Below are 23,223 nucleotides of genomic sequence, written 5' to 3'. Positions count from 1 at the left end.
GCGCAGCAAAGGGCTCTGACCCCCAAAACCCGCCTAGAAACCCGCCTTGCGCAAACAACAGGGGTTTTCTGGCGGCGACGCAAGGTTCCCACAATGTTGCTGGGTCATCCTGTTGGCATGGCACAGCACAACCCGCGAACCCCGTTGTTCGGCATCCGGGGCCCAGGACGGCCCCGGCAGGCGCTGTCCGTGGCGCCGGCGATCGATCTGCAGGGCGAGTACCAGTTCTGGCAGGTCTACGAACGCGTGGTCCGCCCGCTGCCCGGCGGTGGGCTGCGCCGGGCCTGGCTGGTGTGCCAGAAGGTGTACCGGGACCGCCTGCGGTTCCCGCATGACACCCGTGAAGCCGCGCTGGCGCGTGTGCTTTTCGGCAGCAACAGCACGCCCGAGCGCGCAGCCGAACTGCAGGACCTCTTCGGCCTTGTCAGCCGCCGCATGGCGTCCGTTGCCGTCCGGCGACAGGCGCCCATCCTGGGAAAGTGAATCACTGGCCAGGAATCGACACGCGTTGATGGCTTTCTCTTGGTCCGCCTGCTTTTGGCCTATTCTGGGGCGGGCTGGTAAGGACGGGAAACGATGGAAATCAGACGATCTGCACGCCTTGTGATCGTTGCTGAGGATGCGGTGTTGCTGTTCCGGTATCACGATGAACACCACGCTCCCTTCTGGGCTACACCGGGCGGGGAGCTTCTGCCCGGGGAGGGATATGCGGACGCCGCACGGCGTGAGCTCAGGGAGGAGACCGGATTGGATCTGCCGATAGGCGTGCGGCTGGAAAAGCGCGATGCCGTCTACGCGGTCGCCCGATCAACGCCCGCGCGATGGCTGGAAGAATATTTTCTGGTCCGCAGCCCCAACCAGCCCGACATCCAGCGTGACGGGTGGACGGAGGAGGAAAATGCCACGATCAGGGCGTGGAAATGGTGGCGCGTAGAAGAGATGAGAGAACAGCCTGCTTCCCTGTTCAAGCCGGAATGGCTGCCGGATCTTTTTGAACGTGTGCCCGCATGACGCGGCCTGATTCTGCCCGCTGCGATTACGTGCTCGCCTTCCCCCGGTCCAGCTGCCGGTAGCCAATGGCCTCGGCCAGATGCGCCGTCTGGATCGTTTCGCAACCCGCCAGATCGGCAATCGTGCGCGCCACCCGCAGAATCCGGTGCATCGCCCGCGCCGACAGCTGCAGGCGCTCGATGGCCTGTTCCAGCATGTCCTGATCTGCCTCGCTCAGTCGGGTACAGGCCCGCAGTGCCGCCGGCGGCAGATGCGCGTTGAGCCCGCCACGCACCTGCTGCTTGGCATGGGCGGCTTCCACCCGTGCACGTACCGCCGCACTGGGCTCCCCCAGCGGCGTGCTCTCCCGCAACTCCACTGCGTCCATACGGGCCACACTGATATGCAGGTCGATACGGTCCAGCAACGGGCCGGACACGCGCGCACGGTAGCGGTTGATGCGCTCATCACTGCACAGGCAGCGGTTGCTGCGGTCGCCGGCCCAGCCGCAGGGGCAGGGATTCATCGCCGCCACCAGCTGGAATCGCGCTGGATACTGCACGCTGCGTGCCGCGCGGGCGATGCGGATGTGGCCGGATTCCAGCGGCTCTCGCAGGGTCTCCAACGCACTGCGGTTCCACTCCGGAAGCTCATCCAGGAACAGCACGCCGTGATGGGCCAACGAGATTTCGCCAGGGCAGGGCGGATTGCCGCCACCCACAAGCGCCGCCGCGCTCGCACTGTGGTGCGGTGCCCGGAAGGGCCGCTGCCGCCATCGTCTTGGGTCCAGCCCTTCGCCACTCACCGAGGCAATCGCGGCCAGCTGCAACGCCTCGGCTTCCTCGGTATCCGGCAACAGGCTGGGCAGGCGCGAAGCCAACAGCGTCTTGCCGCAGCCAGGGCTGCCGATCAACAACAGATGGTGCCCACCGGCGGCCGCCACTTCCAACGCGCGCCGTGCATGCGCCTGCCCCCGCACGTCGGCCAGATCGGGTAGGGGCAACGGTGTCGTGTCCACGCGCTCCACGGGCGGCAGCAGGCGCGGATTGCCCAGACCGGCACAGCACTCCAGTAGCGTGCGCGCCACGCGCACATCCGCGTGCTCGGCCAGCGCCGCCTCGGCGGCATTGCCGGGCGGCACCACCAGGATGCGGCCGGCATCAGCCGCCGCAATCGCAGCAGGCAGCGCTCCGGCCACCGGCCGCAGTTCGCCGGTCAGCCCCAGCTCGCCCAGGAACTCGTATTGCAGCAGCGACTGCGGATCGACCTGGCCACTCGCGGCAAGAATGCCCAGCGCAATCGCCAGGTCGTAACGCCCACCTTCCTTGGGCAGGTCGGCGGGTGCCAGGTTCAAGGTGATGCGCCGCTGCGGAAAGTCAAAGCGCGCACATAGCAGGGCGGCACGCACGCGCTCGCGCGATTCGCGCACGCTGGTCTCGGCCAGGCCGACAATCTGGGTGGCAGGCAGGCCGCCAGAGAGGTGCACTTCCACCCGCACCAGTGGGGCATCGACCCCGGCGCGGGCACGGCTGTGGACCAGCGCCAGGCTCATGTGTGGATTCCTGCAGAGGGACGCTTGATGGTGCTGCAGGTGTGTTGTGGCGAACCATCGGGAATTGTGGGTGAAGCGGCTAGGGGGATTCCCAATGGGGTCTTTGACGGTGTCCTTCCGGCTGGCGATCTGGGTCCATCCCGAGGCTGCGGGAACTGCATTTGCTCGAGCTGTCGGTGGAAAGTGATAGAGTGCCGGAAGGCGGATGAGGGGATGAGTATCCATCCCCTCGCCCTGGTACGATAGCCACGTAGTCAGATGACGATGATGCAACGCCTAGCGGTCGCTTGCGGTAACCCCACACCGCTTCAGCTCATCGTATGTCGACCGATCCAGCACCAGGTTGAACCCGGCGGTTGTCGGCACCAGCACAGGCGTGGCGCCAGAAGATATTGCAAAAGTCTTCCGCCCGCTTGGATCCTGGAACCAGCCTGCATTGATTCCTTGCGAGCTCATGCCGTTGGTGCGTTTGCGCAAGGAAGCACCAATCTGGTCGGTTGCCTGGATATCAATCAGTGAGCCACGTTGGAGATGAGCGCTCCAGAAGCCTGCATGCAGGTTGACACCACTTCTGTCGACCACCACCTTCGAGCGCACGGCCAGCATGACCGTCGAGGCTGACATCGCCAAGCCGATAGCGCAAAGGACGGCAATTCCGAATGCCTTCTTCCTGGGTTCCAGGCCGCCGTAGAATGCCAAGCCTACTGCGCAGATAAAGAGGAAAGCGGCGGGAACAAGTTCCTGAAAGAGCACGCCGCGGGTGAACAATGAGATGGGAATCGTACATTGCATCGGTTCGGATCTCCTAGCTAACGCCCCACTGACTTTTCGGTATGGAGCAGCGTTGCTTCAACCAGATCAGGCAATTCTCCGTCGTCGTAGTCGAGCAGATGCTGTTCCTTCATCGCGGCAAAGAACGCACTAAGTTCGGCTCTGGCCAAGTCGTCCTTGGTCAATTCGTATATCCCTGCCGAACCAGTAAGCCGCGCCAAGCGGGCCGCGACCTCGAGGTTCTGCCGGGCTCCCGGATCCGTGCGTTGCAGGAGCTCGCCGTACGGGCGAGCCGTCCTGCTCTCCTCGTTATCCTCGCCGCCACCGTTGACCAACACGCTGGATACGATGGCCGCAAGCGTGAACGCCACAACAGCTGAATGGACACCCACGGCGGCGACGACGGCAGCGACGACCACGGCGAAAGCGCCGAGAACCTCGGGCGTGCTGCTGCTGTCACTGAGAGAGGCCAGCGCAGCAGTGTCCAATGGCGTGGCGCCGCCTCCCGAGGTGGCCAGCAACGTCCTGTAGGTCTTCAGATCCAGCTTGGCGCCTGGTGTCAGTTCCAGCTCGTTTGCAATCGAATCCCTATTCCGCTGAATGATCTGACCGACCCTCTGTGTCAGTGCATCAGTGGACACAGGAGAGAACGTCCCGGCTGCCTGAAGATAGGAAACTACTGCGCGATAGTCCCTATCTTGGACCGCTTGCTTGACTTCAGATTGAGACATCGCGACCAACAGCGCCACGTTGACATCACTCTTCACCAGCTCTGAGCCATCCATTCCTCGAGTCTTCAGGAACGCAGAAGGATCTCGGTTGAAGTCGGCACTGGCCGTGCGATCCAGAAGCAGATCTTCAATGAGCGCGCTGAATCGAGCGTACTCAAGCCAACCCTCAGCTGGAACTCCAGCCCGCGAAATGGGCAGCAAAAGCCGGTCCGCTCCGTGGGACCCACCTGTCAGGCTCCCGGGTTTTCCATAGAGCCGCTTGCCGGCGCTGGACACAGTTGCTCCGGCTGTAGCGGGTGCCACTGTCGCGGCAACGAGGGCGGACTGGATGAAACGACGACGCTTCATTGCAATGCCTCCTTGGCAGGTTCGCTTGTGGTGAGTTTCAGGCCGGCCGCATCAACGGCTTTGGCCAGGAAGAAGCGGGTCATCACTGAGGACATGAATTTCCTGTGCCCTTCCCGCAGGCATGCGCGCACGTTCTCGTTCTTGTGGAGGATCACGCAGGCCTGGCAGATATGTACAACATCCTTCAGAAGATTCCCTACGGTGTCGCCGGGAAGAAGCTGCTCGACAATCCGGTACGGACCGTCCACATGAATCCAGTACTTGAGAAAATCGCCTGTCTGTCGCCGATAGATCTCCGAGGCCGACGCGTGCTGGACGTTGCCAAGCTTCATTTCGGGAATGTGCTCCAGTGCCAGACCACAGCATGCAGAGACCTCTCCATAGGGCGTAACAACGATGTTGTCGAAGATCTGATTGCATCCTTTGCGCAGCGCTTCCTTCGCGACTGTGCCGACGCGTACGTCACTGTTTCCCTGGAATGGCATCCATGAGTTGGACTGAATGACGATCCTCCTGTCCCGAACCAGCGCTTGAACCTCCTTCTGCTCCACCACCGCGCGGAAGTGTGGGTTCCCCTCAACATCTGCTTCGATAGTGATCAGGCAGAACAGTCCATGCTCGGCGGCGGCAACGGCGCAATGCATGATGCTCTTGGCTGAAACCCACTCCTGGTGGTCCTTGCCCGTGCTCAGATTCAGCTCTCTAAGCCCAGCACGTGCCAGTTCGGCGATCATTCTGCGTGCGCCTGCGAGCGTCTTTCCCCACGAACCGTTACTGACGATTCTGGTGGAGAGGCCCTCCTGGGTTGCATGCGCGATGGCGGCCGTCAGATCCGCTTTGAGCATCGTAGCCTCGCCGCCGCTGAACACAGCCATGAGCAGGGATGGAAAGCTCCGTTTGGCTTCAGATATGGCCTGCGTCATCGCCTCAAGAGATAGGCGGCCTTTGACTCGTGGGCTGGACTCGAAGCAGCATTGGCGACACTCAGCGGTGCAGCCATAGGTCGTGATCATCGTGATGGTGCGGGGAGAAAGATGCTGATCGAGTAACACGTCATAGCCTCCTTTTCGGACAGAAAGTACGCAGTTCAAGGGAGTGCAGAAGCATTGGTTCGTCTCTACTACGGTCGACTACTTCAGCACCGTCAGCGCGGCGTTCTGCACGATCCAGGTGCCTGTTCCATAGAGGGGTGCAGGAGAGGGGGACAGGTCTGACCGGCCTACGGATCGGATGGCTTGATCGGGAAAGGCTTGACCGTTCGCGCTGGACGGGGCGTGGCTCGAAGACCGGTTGCTAGACAAAGCCGGCGGGCATGAGGCCCCCACGCCGCGCCCGCCATAGCCGCCTGGCAAGCGCAAACTTACGTCTAGCAATCCGGTTTTTGAGTTCCAACCACCGATGCACGGTGGCGCAGTAACGATTACCTGCTGTTATGCGGAATGCCAAGGGGTAGGGGTCAATGCCGCCAAAACCCAAGACGTTCTCGGTATTGGCGCATCGCACTGGAAGAGGCGAGAGCCTTGGCATGCCTGGCGGAACGGCACTTCTGGAACGGATTCGTCAGAACGTTTAGTCAGAGATGTAAGGCGCGGCAAATGCGACAGCACTCGCCCATCGGGCATGCGTGATCGCTCATGCAACCGAACCGCTGCGACACCCGCTGGATGGTTTAAATGACTTCTTGCCTATTGAACCTACCGAGTGTCGCGCGCAATCTGACTACTGTTGTAGTCACTCACGATCGTCCTGCCCGCAGTAGGAAGGTTCTGCAGCGTTCGTCTGGATTCCACCCACTGGCGCAGGCCAAACAAGGACCACTGTACGTGTCACGCCGCAGCCGACTGCTTCTCTGCGCGGGTCTGCTCCCGCTTCCGTGGTTCCTGTTCTGGACCAGCGTTGCCGCCGTGTTCGCGCCGGGCTACAACCCGCTTGCGCAGCACGCCAGCGAGCTGCTGCAGGCGCCCACGCTTGCAAGCATCTGCGGCAGGATCGCCGCCCTCGGCTCCGGCGTGGGCTTCGTGGCGTTTGCCATCGGTGTATGGCGGGAGTCCGGCCGCCGGATTGCCGTAGGCGCGATCTGCTGGATGATCTTTGGCATCTCCATGCTGACCAACGGGCTCTGGCCCATGGGCCATCCGATGCACGGCTTCTACACCATCGGTATCGCAAACATCATTGCACCGGCGATGTCGCACATCGAACTGAGCGCGTGGTCTGCAAACCGAAGGGCGTATGCCGTGACTGCTATGGTGAGCATCGCGGGCATCGTCTATCTCTGGTTGAACGTGGTGGGCGCGGACCCGGAGGGCTACCGGGGGCTGACACAGCGCGTGTTCTCGTCGATCAACTCGCTGTGGCCATTCCTGGTTGCGTTGTATCTGCTGCGCCGGGGTTCAAGCGCGCTGAAGGCGCAGCCGACGCATTGATGGGCAGGCGTGCCGGCACATGGACGACCATTGAGCGTGTGGGGTTGAGAAGGGAATGAGGATTTTTCGCCGTCAGCTGATCTACGTTCGAGTGCACCAGGACCACTTCATTGCGCGCGTGGTGGGTGGAGACAGGACCATCCGTCGCCAGTGTCATGCCCTTGGCAATCGCGCGGGTCCGATCAAGGACTTTTCGAATATCCGGCCCCTGCTCAAGGCGATCTTCTTGGAACTCCTGCCCGGGTTCTCTTTCGTCAAGCCGTGGGGGATTCTGCACTTTGATCCGGTTGAGTACCCGATCACGAAGGAAGAGTTGGCCGGATTTCAGAAGGCTGCCATGCGAAGTGGCGTGAGCTTCTGTTTTCTCTCCACGTGGGAGCAGCGGCATGAAGACAGGGATCTGTTGGAGATGTTCAAGTAGGGTTCGGCCCGATACTTCGTTCTAGGACACGCAGATTCTTGGGCCGGTTCGAGGCACTGCGAGAGTCCGCCCTTGACCGAAAGCGGACACCGAGCTCCCCTCTTAACCGGACATTCAACGCGATAAACTAAGGAAATTTGGAGGCATTCGCTGGGTGGCGTGCAGAATGGCTTTCAAAAGGCACCTTGCATGATTTCGTTTTAACAAGTATGGGAGTTCGAGCGCTTGAAGACGGCAGTGGAGACACATTTTCAGGGGCTTTGGCGGCGTGCTCAGGCGCCAAACGCTCCAGCCATCTCCACCGTGACCATCAAGGCGTGGGCGATGGAGAGGGGCCTCGACGTCTCCGATGTCCAAGAGTGCCGGGTCGGTCTCTTCCGGCCGATTCCTGCAGTGGTTCTGACCGCAAACGATGCCAAGGCGTGCTTCCCGTTGATCTCCAAGGACAGCCATGAGTGGCGGGCCAACCGCTCGGCCGCTGATCGCACTGCCGATCTATGGGCGCGGGTCGAATGGTTCGTTCCGCTCTGGGTGAGCAATCAGCAGATGTCGAAGCTCTTGGCCGCAGTGGAGCATCGGCATGGCGCCGACGCCATCAGTCAGTTCGACTATCACCTGTCGACGGTGTACAACTTGCCCTTCCAGTCTGTTTGCATCGCGCAGCTCCTGCCTCGAGCGCGCAGCTTGGCGCCATTCGCTCCGCTCGCACGCGAGGCATATCTCGCCTTCTACAGCGGACAACGTGCCGCAAGCGTGGCCGCGCTGATCCCGGTCATTGAAGGTGGTGTTCAACGGATCGCCGGCGCGGCTCCCCTTCTAAGTCCCCACGATGCGATCGACCACACAATTGAACGCGCCTGCAGTCTGGCAGCCGATTTGTATTTTGAAAGGATGTGGGTGCCGCAGGAGTACCGGTCGATCGATTTCCTGTTTGGTCAGGACGAGCGGGTTATGGTTTTCGAGACGTTCCGTCGGTGGCTCCAGACCTGCTTCTTCCAGAACATCGATAGCTACAGCGGGACGACATCTCTCAATCGACACTTGTTCGCTCACGGCAAGTCCACCGACTGGCAGCAATCATCAAATTTTTCTCGCTTGGTAGTAGCCATCACGATGCTCGGCGTTATCGAAGCTTGGCACGATGAAACCAACGTCGTTCCCTTGCTCTTCCCGGAGATGAATCAAGACAGCAAGTTGCTGTGGCAGCAGGCCTTGATAAGAGGTCAGCTCCAAATGGCGCTGAACCGGCATGAGCAAGCCGAGTTCCAGGCTCATGGTCGCTTAGTGCCGGAACTGCCCACCGACAATGGCGTGACTCTGCGGAAGGCCGTGCTTTCGGAAGATGCCATCAATGACCTGGTCCGTCCCCTGCGAGATGCCGGCTGGAGCGTAACGGTCACCGAGCCAGATCCGGCAGCGCTCTTTGTCATTGCAATCGCTACAACTCAAAAAAGGCGTCTCGAGGTCGCTCTGCTTTACAGCTGCGCGACCTCGAACGAGCTCTATCGCGAGCTTGCTTCAAAGGTCGACGTGATCCTGTATCGGGGAGCACCGTACGAGCAGGACAGCTTCGCGGCCGGTATTGCACTTCACGTCGGGCCAGTTGCGGGTTGGCAGCCTCCGCTCGCTTGAGATGGCTCTGGCCACCTTGACGTCTCTAGATCTGGCTTGGCGGGCTCGGCATTAGCGTTTCAGTCACTCATTTTGTGTCCGACCGAGGCGCTTGGGCGGTACTGAGCGAGACTGGTTGGTCTGCCAAGTGGGTCAGTTTCAGGAGGAGATGTGGATCGGTAGTCCGCAGTTGATCGGCTTCATAAGCAGACACTGGTTTACGCCTGCTATGGTCGACAGCAGACGTGCCGGCACCAGGCAACGGCGTCAAGAATGCTAGAGTCCGCCCTCAACCTAAAGCAGACCTCGCTCGGCCCGTTGGGGCGGCCACAAAACAGCTCCTTATCGCGCTGGCCGCGGGTCTCGTCGGTGCAATGCAGAAACACGCAAGGCCCCGGCACCAAGACGAAGTCAAACTCTCCTTGTAGCTGAGCCCGGCCCCTATACAAAAGCTTTGCGCCCATGCGATCACATCACGCTGCACCCGGCCCTTGCGGACATTTCCTCTCAGCGCCCGACGCCGGGCAGGAGTATGATCACGGCGCGTTCCCAAAAACCTTGAATAAGTTGCGGGTACGCCGAGATCTCGTCAGATCGCTTGACATAACTCGTCTGCTGTGGATAGAGAAGGTGCAGCCTGCCATATCTGCAGGTCACCTGAGTTCTCAATTTGTTCAAGTTGCCTCAGTACGAGCCCTAGCCCGCCTCTTCAATGGAGAAAACCATGGCATTGACCAAAGCTCAGATCGCTGAAATCGACAAGCTGATCGGAAAGAACAAGAAGGCCCCTGACATCATGCAGACGATGATCAAGGATCACGGTGCCGAGATCAGGGAGGTGACCGAGTACCTAAAGGAGAACAAGACGCTGCAGGCGATGCTCAAGACTGCAAGCCATCAAGTCAAGAAGCTCGAAGCTGCTGGTGACGCGGCGACGCGCAGCGCAATCGCCGCAGATCTCCAAAAAATCATCAAAAATTCGATCAAAATCGCTCGCTCAAACAACAGCGACGCCTGACGAGCCCCGCCAAGGTAGCGTCTCTTTGTCATTTGGCATCCGGCGTCGGGAGACGCCGGGCGCACAATCGTCCGCCGCTCGAATACCTGAAAGCGGTCACCGATGGCCGTCCGCTCTTGGCCGGAGGCGGACATTTGCCAAAAGCTTAGGCTAGGGGCTGCTATCTAATATTGGGACTGATGCTGCGCTTGGAACTGGTTCTGAGTCGTCGCTCCGCCTCGTATTTGAAGAAACTACTCAGCACAAGCCGTCTGACGCCGTTGTCTCGTCTGTTCAACTGAGCTCATTGGACGGTGGCCAGCTGTGCGCAGGATGCGGTCAGGTATCCCATGAAGAACGATTCCGTCCCCGGGCTGTAGCGGCGCTTCTCCTCCAGCCATGCGATATCCGCTTGCGCATTCATGAATGCAGCAAATAGAAAATCCTGAGCTGGATCGAGCTTGTATCGATCAACCAACACCTTGAAATACGGATCATCGCTGGAACCTGTTTTCCGATACTTCGCCGCCTGGTTGGTGATGCTCCCCAACTGCCCCGCTTCTTGTGCTTCCAAAGCCGCGGCTGAGCTCTTCAGGCAAGCGATGCTGATCATGCTGCGCTCCTCGTTGCCCTTCATCATGTCACGCAACTGCATTTGGACCGTTGGGGTAGATTCCGATTTCTCAGGCGCTGCTGACGCGCCGAGCGGGCCGGTGACCGTTACAAGGAACAGGAGCAAGCGACTGACAATTCGGGTAGACATGTTTCGTTTCCTTACTTTCAGAACCCGAGCCTCACGGGCCAAATGGTTTTTGCTCCACCAGGTCGGTTCCCCAGTAGTGATTGAGTGCGGATTGTAGTGCTTGCGGCACGTCGAAGGCAGTGGTCGGCGCTTTTACAATGGTCCGGCGGTTCCGTGTTATGGTCCAGTCGTAACGATCCTCACCATGATTCCGGAACACGCATATTTCATAGCGTGTGGACTCCTTGACTTCCACCGTTAGCCAGACGCTGCCATCGCTATCCGTACCAGTGAGAAACTTGAGCTCTTCGGCTGCTGACCTATTCATAGCGCAAAGTTCACGTAACCGAGTGCTGACAACGCACGAAGGCTGTTGACCTCCGTGGCAAATTTTGTGCTGATGCCATGCAGAACTGCATGGCGATTCCGCCCGTCAAAATCGGCAGGCAGATCCTTCGTATCCTTAGAAAAAGGGCTGTCTTCTGCATATGGGGCTAGAAAAACCCAGTCCGCAGAACCGTCTTCTGCTGTCTTGGCCAGGGTCCTAATACCCCGATCTTTGCTCTTCGTGAAGAGCTGTCGTCCGCTTCTTCGGTCGTAGACAATACCGTCAGCTTGGATCAGAAAAACAGGGACGCTGAGCGCGTACTTACCTGCCTTGTGAGCCTCCCACGCGTCTTGGATGTGCTGGGCACGATCCGGTGCGTTGGCGCACATCCGAGAGACGATGGTGTCACCTTCAGCCTGATAGTATGCAATCAACGCGGCCTCTGCCTCCGCCTCTTGGCCTGAAGAATAGTCATTGTCGAGGTGTATGACCGACGGAAGATCCATGTCGCTATCGATAAACCAGCCTTGCTGTACGATGCCGCGGATGCCGTCTCGAAGCATGTAATTCGATTCTTTGATCATGGCACCTATCCCCTCGAGTGAGGAGCGAGCTTCGTTAAGCTTTACAACAAACGGACGAATCGTAGCGCCAGTACCGCGAAGCATGGTCGGTAGAGTATGGGAGGCATCGAGGACAGGCTGCATGGCTGCGGTATACCTCTCCCGCAGCCCTGCGGTTTCCTCGCGTATGAACGACGTACTCTTGCAGCACTTTCACGGATGAAGGGCACAGCGCTTGGGTCCGTTGCGGCAGAATGCGCGGCGCAGGTCCGGCTTCCGGATGGCGCTTGATGATTTGCACGGCTGGGCTTTTGGGGGGCGGTGCGGGGAATGAAGATATTTCGCCGGCAATTGTTCTACGTTCAAGTGCACCAGGATCACTTCATCGCTCGCTTGGCAGGTGGTGACAGAACCATTCGTCGCCAGTGCCGCGCCCTTGGCAATCGCGCGGGGCCGATCAAAGACTTCTCCGCCATGCGACCCATGCTGAAGGAACTCTTCTCGGAACTCGCGTCCGGGTTCTCACTCCTCAAGCCGTGGGCGCTCCTGCACTTTGATCCGGTCGAGTATCCGATCACGAAGGAAGAGCTCGCGGGGTTCCAGACGGTTGCCATGCGCAGTGGGGTGAGCTTCTGCTTGCTCTCCACGTGGGAGCAGCGGCATGAAGACAAGGACTTGTTGGATATGGTCAAGTAGGGTCCGGCCAGCTCTCCGTTTAAGCGCAAGCCGATTCCCGCGCTTCAGACTATTCTGAAGCTGCTGTCGTCCGGTTCCGGCTGGAATCTGACATCAACGAGGCCTACGTACTGGAGTTCCTTCCGAAAAGGACAACTGGATCCCAATGGCCGCATTCGATCATTGCCTAGTAACCCTCCGATTCTTCGGGGAGGACCTCCTGCCCGAAGAAGTCAGTGGCTTGCTCGGGGCGACCCCGACCGCATCGCATCACAAGGGCCAGGAACTCAGAGGCAACCCATCAGGCACCGTGCGTATCGCCAGGACTGGAAGCTGGCAACTTGATGCGGAGCGTCGTGAGCCTGAAGATCTGGACGCTCAGATCTTCGAAATCCTCGATCAGCTCACCGGCGATCTCGCCGTATGGCAGTCTCTGGCACGCTTCCGACCTGATCTGTTCTGCGGTCTTTTCATGGGCAGCAGCAACGGTGGTGTCTCGCTTTCGCCTCGCGCGCTACTCGCCTTGGGTGAGCGCGGCATTGAGCTCGGGCTGGACATCTATGAAGCCGATGAAGAAGTGCGCAACGCCCAGCGCCAGCAGGCCATCAGTTGATGATCTCCCCACTCCCCGAAGCAACAAACGCCTTCAACTGCCGAACGAACTCCGCGTCGTAGGCTTCCCACTCCGTAACCTCCCCAACCACCCGCAACGGCTGCGCACTCCGATACGATCGCGTCGGGTTGCCGGGAAACTTCTTGTTGGTCACGTTCGGATCGTCTTCAAACGGGCCGGTCGGCTCCACCACATACACGCGCGGCCGCCCTTCACCGCGAGCCATCTCCGCAGCCAGCCCGGCGCCCTTGGCAATGGTGGTGAAGTAGATGTGGTTCATCACCACGCTGTCGCGGTAGTTGGAGCGGAAGCCCGCGCTCAGCAACTCGCCCACCGCCAGGTCAGCGCGGGTGCCGTGATAGAACGGCCCGGCGATCTGGTCGCAGGTGTCATGCGAAACGGGTGTCCATTCGGTGTCCAGCGCCATCGCTGCTGCCCCTCTCTGTGCTGCCGGATCGGCAGGCCGGCGAGTCTAGGGCGCCCGGTGGGCCTTGCTGCAAGGCCCCATCCAGGAAATAATCTGTAAACGGGAGGCGCAGTGCGCCTCCTTTTTTCATTCTGCGGCGCCGCGCCCTTCCAGCTCGCGCACGGCGGTTTCCAGCGCGTCCAGCTTCTGGCGGGTCTTCAGCAGCACGGCGCGCTGCACTTCGAACTCCTCGCGGGTGACCAGGTCCAGCTTGGCCAGGCCGGCCTGCAACGCGCTCCTGAAGGTGGCCTGCAGTTCCTCGCGCGATTCGCGCAGGCCCGGCGGCACCAGGTCGCTGAGGCGACGGGCGAGGTCATCGATTTGATTCAGGTCGATCATGGGGTGCTCCGTGGGGTGGGCCCGTGCATCCGGCGCGGGCAGGCCATTCGGGCACAAGGATACTGCCGGCACCCACTGCCCGGACAGGCCGCAGCGGCTTCGCACGGGCCGCGTTCAGGCGCTATCCTCCACGCCGGAAGACAGGAGATAGACGATGAAGATGGTCATGGCGGTGATCAAGCCGTTCAAGCTCGACGACGTGCGCGAAGCGCTGGCCGAGCGTGGGGTTACCGGGATCACGGTGACGGAAGTGAAGGGCTTTGGTCGCCAGAAGGGCCACACCGAGCTGTACCGTGGCGCGGAGTATGTGGTCGATTTCCTGCCGAAGGTGAAGCTGGAAGTGGCGGTGACCGATGACCAGGTGGAGGCGGTGGTTGAGGCCATCGTGAAGGCCGCCGGCACCGGCAAGATTGGTGACGGCAAGGTGTTCGTGTACGACCTGGGCAGCGTGGTGCGTATCCGTACCGGCGAGTTGGACGCGGACGCGTTGTAACCCGCTCGGCGGGATGTTGTAGAGCCGAGCCCATGCTCGGCTGCATTTCGCGCGATGCAGGAACAGCAGCCGAGCGCGGGCTCGGCTCTACAAAGAGCGGTAAAGCGGTCGAGCGAGCTCGACCCCTACCGCCGCTTGGCCCACTTGTAGAACCGCTTCCAGCCCTGGCGCACGGCGGCGACCCAGCCCGGGTCGGCCACCAATGCGGCCTGCGCGGCGCTCGGCGCCTGGCCGGTCACGCGCTGGCGGATCTTCAGCAGGTTCTTCATGTCGCTGCGGCGCATCTGCCGGCTCAGCGGGCCGCGGCGCAGCCAGCGGGGTACGCGCCAGGCGGAGGTGAAATCCAGTAGCACCGGCACGCCGCCACTGACCACCACGTTGGTGCCATGCAGGTCGTTGTGGGTGATGCCGGCGGCATGCAGGCGGCTGAGCGCGTGTTGCAGCTGCTCGAACACGTCATTGCCGACGGCCTGCGCGGTGCTCAAGGTCTGGCCGGGAATGAACTCCATGCCGAGTGCCAGGCCGCCCAGGGTGCCGAGCAGCGCGGGGGCATGCTTCCAGCCGCCGAGGCGCTGCAGCATGCGTGCTTCACGGCGCACCATCAGCCGCGCGATCAGCGAAACGGGAGTGCCGCGGTAGCGGGAGTAGTCCTTGATGACCGCCTCGCGCCCGTCCAGGCAGGTGCGGTAGACATCGGGGGCCAGGAAGCGCTCGCCGCGCTTGAGCAGCAGCGGGGAGGCGGCATCATTGCCGCAGGAGGAGGGGGGAAGAGCAGGAAGATGCATGTCGGGGTCTCGGACGACCCGGTGGGTGGCGCAAAGCGTCAAGCGAACCGGTGTTACAGGGAGTTACTAAGTTTTCGTTAATTTTAGTACTCGCCAGTTCGCTATTCCACGATTTGTCGGAGAAATGTCGGGGTCGTGGCTGGAACAGTTCGTCACGCAGAATCGGACAATTACGTCTCACTTATAAGGATTGCCCCGCTGGATCAATGAGTTGGGCGCGCTTCCAGCCCATTCATCGGCGGCGCGCTGAACGCCACGCACGTCCAGCTTGACCCCGGCGCACGCCCTGCCGACCATAAGCTGTTAACCCGCGACATCGGCGGCCGCCCCCCTCCGGCACGTCCCCGTCCCCTGCCGCGTTCCGAACCGGTGCTGGCCGCCTGGCCGTGCATCGCCCCGTTTCCCGTTCCGGCCGCGGCTGGAGGAAAGTGCTTTGATCATCAAAATCGTCATTGCAGCGCTGTTCGTGGCCTGCGTGCTGTACATCCACTTCCGTGGCAAGGTCCGCGCGCGCTGGTCGCGCCAGCTGCTGGACCACTCCAGTTTCATGGCCCCGATCAACGTGGTCATGTACATGTTCTCGAAGGTGCCGACCACGCCGTTCCTGGACCCGGGCAAGGAGTTCCCGCAGCTGGAGCCGCTGCGCCAGAACTGGCAGATGATCCGCGACGAGGCGCTGGCGCTGCGCGACGCGCAGAAGATCGCTGCCTCCAGCACGTTCAACGATGCCGGCTTCAATTCGTTCTTCCGTCGTGGCTGGAAGCGCTTCTACCTGAAGTGGTACGGCCCGTCGCACCCGTCGGCGAAGACGCTGTGCCCGAAGACCACGGCGCTGATCGAGTCGATCCCGGACGTGCGTGCGGCGATGTTCGCGCAGCTGCCACCGGGCAGTGAGCTGCGCCCGCACCGCGACCCGTTCGCTGGCTCGCTGCGCCTGCACCTGGGCCTGAGCACGCCCAACGACGATGCCTGCTACATCGAAGTGGACGGCATCAAGAAGAGCTGGCGCGACGGCGAGTGGATGATGTTCGACGAGACCTACATCCACCATGCGCACAACGAGACGCAGCAGGACCGGGTGATCCTGTTCTGCGACATCGCCCGCCCGCTGCGCTTCGGCCTGCCGGGCCTGTTCAACCGCGCGGTGGCGGCCACGCTGCTGGCCGGTGGTGCATCGCCGAACCTGCCGGGTGACCCGACCGGTGGCGTCAACAAGGCGTTCGGCAGTGTCTACAAGGTGCGCCTGAAGGCCAAGGCGCTGCGCGAGCGCAGCGTGGTGGCCTACCAGCTGATCAAGTGGGGCCTGGTGGTGGCGGTGATCGCCGGTATCTGGGCGCTTTGACTGTAGAGCCGAGCCCATGCTCGGCTGGGTTTACCGCAACCTGTCCGAAGAGCAGCCGAGCGTGGGCTCGGCTCTACAGAAAGCAGAAAACCCGCGCTGTCGCCAGCGCGGGTTTTTGTTTGGATCAACCCTTCAGTGCCGCCTGCACGAACGGCGGGGTCACCAGCACGCCGGTGTGCAGCGCGGCGGTGTAGTACAGGGTGTTGAAGGTCTTGGCGGCCGAGTCGGCCTGGCGGAAGTCGAAGCTGCTGTCGCCCTTGCGCGCCATGGTCACGCTCCACCAGCCGGTGGGGTAGCACGGCTGCGGGAACGGCAGGGTCTTGAACGAACCGAAGCCGGCCTTGCCCATCTCGGTGCGCATTTCGTTGATCAGGTCCAGCTGCATCAGCGGCGATTCGGACTGCTGCACCAGGATGCCGTCGTCCTTCAGGGCCTTGAAGCAGCTCTCGTAGAAGGCCTTGTTGAACAGGCCTTCGCCGGGGCCGACCGGGTCGGTCGAATCGACGATCACCACGTCCACGCTGCCGGCCGGGCAGTTGGCCATGTAGGCCACGCCGTCGTCGAACAGCAGCTCGGCGCGGGCGTCGTCGTTGGAGTCGCACAGTTCCGGGAAGTGCTTGCGCGCCATCACGGTGACCTGCTCGTCGATGTCGCACTGGGTCACGCTCTCCACGCCCTTGTGCTTGAGCACTTCGCGCAGGGTGCCGCAGTCGCCGCCACCGATGATCACCACGCGCTTGGGCGCAGCGTGGGTGAACAGCACCGGGTGGCTGATCATCTCGTGGTAGAAGAAGTTGTCCTTGCTGGTCAGCATGATGGCCCCGTCGATGGTCATCAGGTTGCCCCAGTCGGTGGTCTGGAAGATCTCGATCTTCTGGAACGGCGACTGCACCTCGTCCAGCTTGCCGGTGATGCGGTAGCCGATGGCCGAGCCGGTGCGCTCGAAGTGTTCGATGTACCAGTTGTTGCTGTCAGTCATTGGAAAACAGTCCTGTTCGGAGGGGTGGAGCCGGGCTGGCGGGCGGGGCCGCGTGGCACAGATGCCACATCCGGACGGATCGGCCCGTTCAGGTTGGAACCTGTCACGGGCGCGGGCGCGCATGATAACGAACCTGTGGGCATATAGGCGTTATCATGCCCCCCCTTTTATTGCCAACAAGGCCGACTGAAATGACCGATTGGTCCCTCGACCAAGCCCGCAAGACCTACTCGATCCCGCATTGGGCGGACGGTTACTTCGACGTGGATCAGGCCGGGCACATGGTGGTGAGACCGACCGGGGCGGACGGCCCGGTGGTATCGCTGCCCAAGGTGGTGGACGCTGCGCGCGCGGCCGGTGCCAAGCTGCCGCTGCTGGTGCGCTTCCCGGACATCCTCGGCCAGCGCCTGGGCAAGCTGCAGGCGGCCTTCGCCCAGGCCCAGCAGGACTGGGAGTACAGCGGCGGTTACACCGCCGTGTACCCGATCAAGGTCAACCAGACCCGCGGCGTGGCCGGCACCCTGGCCAGCCACCACGGCGAAGGCTTCGGCCTGGAAGCGGGCAGCAAGCCCGAGCTGATGGCCGTGCTGGCGCTGTCCCGCCCGGGTGGCCTGATCGTCTGCAACGGCTACAAGGACCGCGAGTACATCCGCCTGGCCCTGATCGGCCGCAAGCTGGGCCTGCAGACCTTCATCGTCATCGAGAAGCCGTCCGAGCTGAAGCTGGTGCTGGAAGAGTCCAAGGCGCTGGACGTGAAGCCGGGCCTGGGCGTGCGCATGCGCCTGGCCTCGCTGGGCGCCGGCAAGTGGCAGAACAGCGGTGGCGACAAGGCCAAGTTCGGCCTGTCGCCGCGCCAGCTGCTGGACCTGTGGAAGTCGCTGCGTGACACCGAGTACGCCGACTGCCTGAACCTGCTGCACTTCCACATGGGCTCGCAGATCTCCAACGTGCGCGACATCGCCAACGGCATGCGCGAAGCCACCCGCTACTTCGTGGAGCTGTCGCGCCTGGGCGCGAAGATCACCCACGTCGACGTGGGTGGTGGCCTGGGCGTGGATTACGAAGGCACCCGTTCGCGCAGCTTCTGCTCGATCAACTACGGCCTGCATTCCTACGCCAGCAACATCGTGCAGCCGCTGGCCAATGCCTGCGAAGAGTTCGGCCTGACCCCGCCGCGCATCGTCACCGAGTGCGGCCGCGCAATGACCGCGCACCACGCGGTGCTGATCGCCAACGTCTCGGAAGTGGAAGAGGCACAGGAAGGCCGCGTGCCGGACCAGCACGACGACGAGCCGGCAGCGATCCGCCACCTGCGCGAGATCCACGACGAGCTGGACGTGCGCCCGGCGGTGGAACTGTTCCAGGAAGCGCAGCATTTCCATGCCGAAGGCCTGGCCAGCTACGCGCTGGGCCAGATCGATCTGCCGCAGCGTGCGCGCATCGACGACCTGTTCTACGCCATCGCCCACGGCGTGCGCGCGCGCCTGAGCTACGACGAGAAGAGCCATCGCCCGGTGCTGGACGAACTGAACGAGCGCCTGGTCGACAAGTACTTCGTCAACTTCAGCGTGTTCGAATCGATCCCGGACGTGTGGGCGATCGACCAGGTGTTCCCGATCGTGCCGATCGAGCGCCTGGATGAAACCCCGGACCGCCGCGGCATCATCGCCGACATGACCTGCGACTCGGACGGCATGGTGGAAACCTATGTCGAGAACGAGAGCCTGGACAGCTCGCTGCCGCTGCACAAGATGAGGCCGGGCGAGAGCTATCGCATCGGCTTCTTCATGGTCGGCGCCTACCAGGAAATCCTGGGCGACATCCACAACCTGTTCGGCGATACCGACGCGGTGGAAGTGCTGGCCGATGCCGATGGCTACGCCATCACCCAGCAGCGCCGCGGCGACACCACCGACGTGATGCTGGATTACGTGGGTTACCGCCTGGACGAACTGCGTGCGACCTATGCGCAGCGCGTGGCTGCGGCGCAGCTGTCGCCGGAACGCGCGCAGGAACTGTCGGACGCGCTGGAAGCCGGCCTGACCGGTTACACCTACCTGTCCGACGAGCCGCTGGTGTGATGGACGGCACCGGGCCCGCCCGGTGCCACCGTTGCCGATGAGCGCGCGCGCGATCTTCCACCTGTTCCTGCATGCCGCCGTGCCAGCGTTGCTGGCATGGCTGTTCTGGCGCAAGCGCTTTGCCTCGGCGTGGCTGCTGATGCTGCTGGGCTGGATCATCGACCTGGACCATCTGCTGGCCGACCCGATCTATGCACCGAACCGCTGCAGCATCGGGTTCCACCCGCTGCACACCGCACCGGCCATCGCAGTCTATGCCGGGCTGTGCGTGCCGAAGAAAACGCGGTTGTTCGGCATCGGTTTGATCATCCACATATTGCTGGACGCGATTGATTGCTGGTGGATGCATCACCGTTGATGCTTGGTGCGTGTCGACCAAGGTCGACACCTACCGGGTGCACGGCGACCGGTCGGATTGGCGCTCGGTAGAGCCGGCCGCTGGCCGGCTTCCGCTGGGTGTTCCCGGTGATCACGTGGCTGCCGGCCAGCGGCCGGCACTACCCACCGTTGGGTTGGCCGCGTCACGCCACCGGCAACCACAACGTCGCACGAAGGCCCGGCTGCGCATTCTCCAGCTGCAACCGCCCGCCATAGCTGGCAGCGATATCGCCCACGATCGCCAGGCCCAACCCGCTGCTGCCTTCGCGCTCGTCCAGCCGCACACCACGCTGGGTGACCCGTTCCAGCGCGTCTGCGGCCAGGCCGGGGCCATCGTCGCGCACTTCGACGCGTAGCTGCCCTTCGCTGGTTTCCGCTTCGACAGTGACCTGCTGTTGCGCCCAGCGCCCGGCGTTGTCCAGCAGGTTGCCCAGCATCTCCTCCAGATCCGCACTGGCGCCGGCGAACTGCAGCGCCGGATCGATGCCTGCCGCCGTGAACGCAATGCCACGTTCGCCATGCACGCGTGCCATCAGCCGGCACATCGCCTGTGCGACGGCCGCCACGTCGGTGCGCTGGCGATGGTCGGCAGCCAGTCCTGCAGCCAGGTAACGGTCAACACTGGCCTGCATGCGCGCACTCTGCTCGCGCACGGTGGCACGCCAATGCGTGCCGTCGCTGTCAGCTTCGGTGGCCAATACGCTCAGTGGAGTCTTCAGCGCGTGCGCCAGATCCTGTGCACTGGTGCGCGCGCGCGCGACCATGCGTTGCTGGTGGTCCAGCAGCGCGTTGAGTTCCTCACCCAGTGGTGCGACTTCCGCGCCCAGTCCCTGTGTGTCGATGCGCTGCGCATCGCCGCGACGTACCCGTTCCAGCTGCGCACCGAGGCGATGCAGCGGGCGCAGGCCGAAGTGCACCTGGCTGGCCAGCACCGCCAGCCACGCCGCGACCAGCACGCCCAGTGCGATGGCGGTGCGCTTGCGGAACGCGGCAACATCGGCATCCAGCGCGCTGCGGTCGGTGGCGACCACGGCCACGAACGGTTCGCTGGCGCGTGGCAGGCGCACCTGCTGCACGCGTGCACGCAGGAATTGTTGCAGCGGCCCGGGCAGATTGCGCGTGGCCGGCCCGGCGGCCTTCGCCGGCAGGGTTTCATCCCACAGCGAGCGCGACTGCAGCAGCACGCGGCCATCGGCACCGGCGATCTGCCAATAGGCACCGGAAAACACGCGCTGGAAGCGCGCATCATTGGGTTCCTGGCGCAGGCGCAACTGCCCGTCCGGGTCCACTTCGGCCTGTGACAGCAGGGTCAGCATGTCCTGCTGCAGTTCGTGGTCGAGGCGGTCGCGCGCGCTGCGCTTGAACAGCTCGCCCAGCAGAGCGCTGGCCAGCAGCGAGACCAGCAGCAGCCCGACGCCGCCGGCCAGCAGCAGGCGCCGCCGCAGCGACGGTTGCCGGTTCATGGCTCGGCCAGCCGCCAGCCCTGGCCGCGCACGGTCTGGATCAGGTCGATGCCGAGCTTGCGGCGCACGCGTCCGAGCAGCACGTCCAGTGCGTTGGAGTCCGGGTCGTGGCCGCCGTCGAACACCTGTTCGCCCAACCGGTCGCGGCTGATCACCTGTCCGCTGTGGTGGATGAAGTAGCTGAGGAGGCGGAATTCCTGCGGACTCAGTGGCAGCGCCTGTCCATCCAGCTCGAAGCGGCCGGCATTGACGTCCAGCTGCAGCGGGCCGCAGTGCAGGCGCGGGCTGGCGTGGCCATGGCTGCGACGGATCAGGGCGCGCAGGCGCAGCACCAGTTCGTCGGCCTGGAACGGTTTGGTCAGGTAATCGTCGGCGCCGGCATCGAAGCCGGCCAGCTTGTCGTGCCAGCGCCCGCGCGCGGTCAGCACCAGCACCGGAAACCCCCGGCCGTTGCCGCGCCAGCGCTCGATCACGCTCAGTCCATCCAGCCCGGGCAGGCCGAGGTCGACGATGGCGGCCTGCAGGTCTTCGATCTGGCCGATTTCTTCGGCCTGGCGACCGTCGGCGACCACCGCCACCACATAGCCGGCCTGTTCCAGCAGGGGCACCAGGCGCTGTGCCAGTGCGGCATCGTCTTCGGCCAACAGGATGCGCATCAGTCGTCGAGCTCCGTCTTCAGCAGCTTTCCGCTGCGCGCATCATAGTCCAGCTCCACCACCACGCCGTCGCCGCGCAGGATCTCCACTTCGTAGACGCCGTCGTCCAGCTCCACTTCCAGCAGCTGGCCGGGGTAGCGCTTGAGCGCATCGCGCACCACGCTCTCCAGCGGCATGTAGCGGCCCTGCTGCACGGCGCGACGCGCGACCTGCTGCGCCGGGTCCTGCAGGGGCGCGGCGGCGGTCGGGGCGTTGGCCAGGGCCAGCAGCAGGGGCAGGGTGGCGAGCATGCGGGTAAGGAAAGAGAGAGGGGTACAGGTGCGAGTGTGGCGGGGATGACTAACAGCCGGCTAACAGCCACGGCTAAGGCGCTGTTAACCGGGCCATGCATCGTGGCGTTGCCGGGATGGTCCGGCCACGAACAGGAGAACCCCCATGTTGAAGTCGCTCACCCTCGCCACTGTTGCCCTGCTTGCCGTCGCGCCGGCCGTACAGGCCGCGCCGCTGGGCATGGCCCAGGTTGAACAGACCCTGCGCAAGGCCGGCTACACCCAGATCCACGAGATCGAACGCGATGATGGCCTGTGGGAGGCTGACGTGAGCCGCGCCGATGGCCGCTTCAGCGAGGTCTACGTGGACCCGAAGACCGGCGAGATCTTCGATGAGCACAGCGGCCGCGCGCTGCTGACTACCGAGCAGGTGCTGGCACGGGCGCAGTCGCATGGCCTGCGCGAGATCCATTCGCTGGAACGCGATGGTGCGACCTGGTCGCTGGAAGCCCGCAATGCCCGCAACCAGAAGGTAGAGGTGCGCCTGAGCGGCTATGACGGCCGCATCCTGCACAGCGAGCGCGATGGCTGGCTGGATTGACGTTGGCCTCTGTAGAGCCGAGCCCATGCTCGGCTTTGCGGCCAACCGTAGCCGAGCATGGGCTCGGCTCTACAGGGGCTGGCTTACCAGCCGTACGGCGGCGGGTAATCCCAGCCCGGCCCGCGGCCGTAGTAGCCGCCATACGGGCCGAAGAAGCCCGGGCCCTTGCCCTCACTCACGTGGATGTTGAGGTTGACCCCATGGGTCTTGCCTTCATCGGTGGTGTAGTTCTTGCTCAGGTTCAGCGTGGCCGCGTTGTAGTGGCTGTTGCCGCCGTTCTTCGAATAGCCGATGCCGGTGGTGAAGCTGCCGGACACCTTGACCTTGTCGTCGGTCACGTCGGCGATCTTCGCATCGTCGTGCACGCGCGGGCCGCTCTTGTCACCGTAATAGGTGCCGGGCGGGTCCTGCTGCAGGGCCGGGTCGTTGAGGTAGCGCATCGGCGCCTGCGGCAGGGTCAAGTCCAGGCCGGCAGCCTGCGGCGCAGTGGCGCCAGCGGCGGACTGGGCCAGCACGGTTCCCGGCAGGGCCAGGCACAGCAGCAGGGTCAGGGGGCGGATCATGACGGCGCTCCAGCGGACAGGTGGCCGCGCAACTCGCGGC

The 23,223-nt window shown here is 63.0% G+C and carries 27 protein-coding genes; 13 read left to right on the top strand and 14 right to left on the bottom strand.

Features of this window, described 5'->3' with window-relative positions:
* Positions 1-93: 93 nt before the first annotated feature.
* Both AC5P8R_RS17840 and AC5P8R_RS17835 read left to right on the top strand, forming a co-directional pair.
* Complete coding sequence (locus AC5P8R_RS17840) at positions 94-483, top strand: hypothetical protein (RefSeq protein ID WP_041863926.1); 390 nt, start codon at positions 94-96, stop codon at positions 481-483.
* Positions 484-576: 93 nt separating this feature from the next.
* A complete protein-coding gene (locus tag AC5P8R_RS17835) occupies positions 577-1,011 on the top strand; it encodes an NUDIX hydrolase (protein WP_032958800.1) in 435 nt (144 codons plus the stop codon).
* Positions 1,012-1,036: 25 nt separating this feature from the next.
* Here AC5P8R_RS17835 and AC5P8R_RS17830 read toward each other — a convergent pair whose 3' ends face one another.
* The 4 genes from AC5P8R_RS17830 to AC5P8R_RS17815 all read right to left on the bottom strand — a co-directional run bounded on the left by AC5P8R_RS17830 (position 1,037) and on the right by AC5P8R_RS17815 (position 5,444).
* On the bottom strand, positions 1,037-2,542 hold the full coding sequence (locus AC5P8R_RS17830; RefSeq protein ID WP_014648717.1) for a YifB family Mg chelatase-like AAA ATPase: 1,506 nt from the start codon (positions 2,540-2,542) through the stop codon (positions 1,037-1,039).
* Positions 2,543-2,818: 276 nt separating this feature from the next.
* Positions 2,819-3,334, bottom strand: coding sequence for a hypothetical protein (locus tag AC5P8R_RS17825; RefSeq protein WP_053495272.1), 516 nt, complete (start codon positions 3,332-3,334; stop codon positions 2,819-2,821).
* A gap of 17 nt (positions 3,335-3,351) precedes the next feature.
* Complete coding sequence (locus AC5P8R_RS17820) at positions 3,352-4,392, bottom strand: hypothetical protein (protein ID WP_154582516.1); 1,041 nt, start codon at positions 4,390-4,392, stop codon at positions 3,352-3,354.
* Positions 4,389-5,444 carry a radical SAM/SPASM domain-containing protein gene (locus AC5P8R_RS17815; RefSeq protein WP_329890580.1) on the bottom strand — a complete coding sequence of 352 codons (1,056 nt, stop codon included), beginning with the start codon at positions 5,442-5,444 and terminating at the stop codon, positions 4,389-4,391. Before AC5P8R_RS17815 ends, AC5P8R_RS17820 begins: the two co-directional genes overlap by 4 nt.
* A 771-nt stretch (positions 5,445-6,215) precedes the next feature.
* Between AC5P8R_RS17815 and AC5P8R_RS17810 the strand changes: the two genes are divergently transcribed.
* The 4 genes from AC5P8R_RS17810 (at position 6,216) to AC5P8R_RS17795 (ending at position 9,868) form a co-directional block, all read left to right on the top strand.
* Entirely contained in the window at positions 6,216-6,818 is a 603-nt protein-coding gene (locus tag AC5P8R_RS17810; RefSeq protein ID WP_329890579.1) for a DUF998 domain-containing protein, read from the top strand.
* A gap of 55 nt (positions 6,819-6,873) precedes the next feature.
* Positions 6,874-7,239, top strand: a complete 366-nt coding sequence (locus AC5P8R_RS17805) for a hypothetical protein (RefSeq protein ID WP_134971908.1) — start codon at positions 6,874-6,876, stop codon at positions 7,237-7,239.
* A 225-nt stretch (positions 7,240-7,464) separates the two neighbouring features.
* Positions 7,465-8,871 carry a hypothetical protein gene (locus tag AC5P8R_RS17800; protein ID WP_197561252.1) on the top strand — a complete coding sequence of 469 codons (1,407 nt, stop codon included), beginning with the start codon at positions 7,465-7,467 and terminating at the stop codon, positions 8,869-8,871.
* 703 nt (positions 8,872-9,574) lie between these two features.
* Complete coding sequence (locus AC5P8R_RS17795) at positions 9,575-9,868, top strand: hypothetical protein (RefSeq protein WP_134971912.1); 294 nt, start codon at positions 9,575-9,577, stop codon at positions 9,866-9,868.
* A 283-nt stretch (positions 9,869-10,151) separates the two neighbouring features.
* Here AC5P8R_RS17795 and AC5P8R_RS17790 read toward each other — a convergent pair whose 3' ends face one another.
* Both AC5P8R_RS17790 and AC5P8R_RS17785 read right to left on the bottom strand, forming a co-directional pair.
* Positions 10,152-10,610: a hypothetical protein gene (locus AC5P8R_RS17790; protein WP_329890578.1), complete on the bottom strand. Its 459-nt coding sequence runs from the start codon at positions 10,608-10,610 to the stop codon at positions 10,152-10,154.
* A gap of 303 nt (positions 10,611-10,913) precedes the next feature.
* On the bottom strand, positions 10,914-11,501 hold the full coding sequence (locus AC5P8R_RS17785) for a hypothetical protein (RefSeq protein ID WP_329855483.1): 588 nt from the start codon (positions 11,499-11,501) through the stop codon (positions 10,914-10,916).
* Between the two features lie 309 nt (positions 11,502-11,810).
* On the opposite strand from AC5P8R_RS17785, the gene AC5P8R_RS17780 reads away from it, so the two are divergent.
* Together AC5P8R_RS17780 and AC5P8R_RS17775 are read left to right on the top strand one after the other, a co-directional pair.
* A complete protein-coding gene (locus AC5P8R_RS17780) occupies positions 11,811-12,176 on the top strand; it encodes a hypothetical protein (RefSeq protein ID WP_134971920.1) in 366 nt (121 codons plus the stop codon).
* A 145-nt stretch (positions 12,177-12,321) separates the two neighbouring features.
* Positions 12,322-12,768, top strand: coding sequence for a DUF4279 domain-containing protein (locus AC5P8R_RS17775; RefSeq protein ID WP_495223680.1), 447 nt, complete (start codon positions 12,322-12,324; stop codon positions 12,766-12,768).
* Here the strand turns inward: AC5P8R_RS17775 and arr are convergent.
* The gene (arr, locus tag AC5P8R_RS17770; RefSeq protein ID WP_212577309.1) at positions 12,761-13,189 is read right to left on the bottom strand and encodes an NAD(+)--rifampin ADP-ribosyltransferase; all 429 of its coding nucleotides are present in this window, start codon (positions 13,187-13,189) and stop codon (positions 12,761-12,763) included. The two genes, AC5P8R_RS17775 and arr, sit on opposite strands and share 8 nt — an antisense overlap.
* A 132-nt stretch (positions 13,190-13,321) precedes the next feature.
* Entirely contained in the window at positions 13,322-13,573 is a 252-nt protein-coding gene (gene ubiK / locus AC5P8R_RS17765) for a ubiquinone biosynthesis accessory factor UbiK (protein WP_169411303.1), read from the bottom strand.
* Between the two features lie 154 nt (positions 13,574-13,727).
* Here ubiK and AC5P8R_RS17760 point away from each other — a divergent pair, with 154 nt between their 5' ends.
* A complete protein-coding gene (locus tag AC5P8R_RS17760) occupies positions 13,728-14,066 on the top strand; it encodes a P-II family nitrogen regulator (RefSeq protein WP_005411374.1) in 339 nt (112 codons plus the stop codon).
* A gap of 125 nt (positions 14,067-14,191) precedes the next feature.
* On the opposite strand, the gene AC5P8R_RS17755 is transcribed toward AC5P8R_RS17760, so the two are convergent.
* Entirely contained in the window at positions 14,192-14,851 is a 660-nt protein-coding gene (locus AC5P8R_RS17755) for an RIO1 family regulatory kinase/ATPase domain-containing protein (protein WP_032958814.1), read from the bottom strand.
* Between the two features lie 436 nt (positions 14,852-15,287).
* Between AC5P8R_RS17755 and AC5P8R_RS17750 the strand changes: the two genes are divergently transcribed.
* Entirely contained in the window at positions 15,288-16,193 is a 906-nt protein-coding gene (locus AC5P8R_RS17750; protein WP_032954620.1) for an aspartyl/asparaginyl beta-hydroxylase domain-containing protein, read from the top strand.
* 124 nt (positions 16,194-16,317) lie between these two features.
* Here the strand turns inward: AC5P8R_RS17750 and speE are convergent, their stop codons facing one another.
* Positions 16,318-17,172, bottom strand: coding sequence for a polyamine aminopropyltransferase (speE, locus tag AC5P8R_RS17745; protein WP_008268330.1), 855 nt, complete (start codon positions 17,170-17,172; stop codon positions 16,318-16,320).
* Between the two features lie 191 nt (positions 17,173-17,363).
* Here speE and speA point away from each other — a divergent pair, with 191 nt between their 5' ends.
* Positions 17,364-19,253 (top strand): arginine decarboxylase, encoded by a 1,890-nt coding sequence (gene speA / locus AC5P8R_RS17740; protein WP_014648708.1) that lies wholly within the window; start codon positions 17,364-17,366, stop codon positions 19,251-19,253.
* Between the two features lie 37 nt (positions 19,254-19,290).
* The gene (locus tag AC5P8R_RS17735; RefSeq protein ID WP_014648707.1) at positions 19,291-19,611 is read left to right on the top strand and encodes a DUF6122 family protein; all 321 of its coding nucleotides are present in this window, start codon (positions 19,291-19,293) and stop codon (positions 19,609-19,611) included.
* A gap of 163 nt (positions 19,612-19,774) precedes the next feature.
* Here AC5P8R_RS17735 and AC5P8R_RS17730 read toward each other — a convergent pair whose 3' ends face one another.
* Genes AC5P8R_RS17730 through AC5P8R_RS17720 form a run of 3 tightly spaced genes read right to left on the bottom strand, consistent with a single transcriptional unit; the run spans position 19,775 to position 22,040 of the window.
* Positions 19,775-21,094 carry a sensor histidine kinase gene (locus tag AC5P8R_RS17730; protein ID WP_014648706.1) on the bottom strand — a complete coding sequence of 440 codons (1,320 nt, stop codon included), beginning with the start codon at positions 21,092-21,094 and terminating at the stop codon, positions 19,775-19,777.
* Positions 21,091-21,750, bottom strand: coding sequence for a response regulator transcription factor (locus AC5P8R_RS17725; RefSeq protein WP_046432919.1), 660 nt, complete (start codon positions 21,748-21,750; stop codon positions 21,091-21,093). Before AC5P8R_RS17725 ends, AC5P8R_RS17730 begins: the two co-directional genes overlap by 4 nt.
* Positions 21,750-22,040: a PepSY domain-containing protein gene (locus AC5P8R_RS17720; protein ID WP_014648704.1), complete on the bottom strand. Its 291-nt coding sequence runs from the start codon at positions 22,038-22,040 to the stop codon at positions 21,750-21,752. The genes AC5P8R_RS17725 and AC5P8R_RS17720 overlap by 1 nt, the downstream gene beginning before the upstream one ends.
* A gap of 145 nt (positions 22,041-22,185) precedes the next feature.
* Here AC5P8R_RS17720 and AC5P8R_RS17715 point away from each other — a divergent pair, with 145 nt between their 5' ends.
* On the top strand, positions 22,186-22,620 hold the full coding sequence (locus AC5P8R_RS17715; protein WP_065178854.1) for a PepSY domain-containing protein: 435 nt from the start codon (positions 22,186-22,188) through the stop codon (positions 22,618-22,620).
* Positions 22,621-22,703: 83 nt separating this feature from the next.
* On the opposite strand, the gene AC5P8R_RS17710 is transcribed toward AC5P8R_RS17715, so the two are convergent.
* Positions 22,704-23,183 (bottom strand): hypothetical protein, encoded by a 480-nt coding sequence (locus AC5P8R_RS17710; RefSeq protein ID WP_014038776.1) that lies wholly within the window; start codon positions 23,181-23,183, stop codon positions 22,704-22,706.
* Positions 23,184-23,223 lie beyond the last annotated feature (40 nt).

Source organism: Stenotrophomonas sp. YJH_SMC_73 (assembly GCF_059370155.1).
The sequence above is the reverse complement of the archived record's forward strand: the minus strand, read 5'-3'. Positions and strand labels throughout refer to the sequence as shown.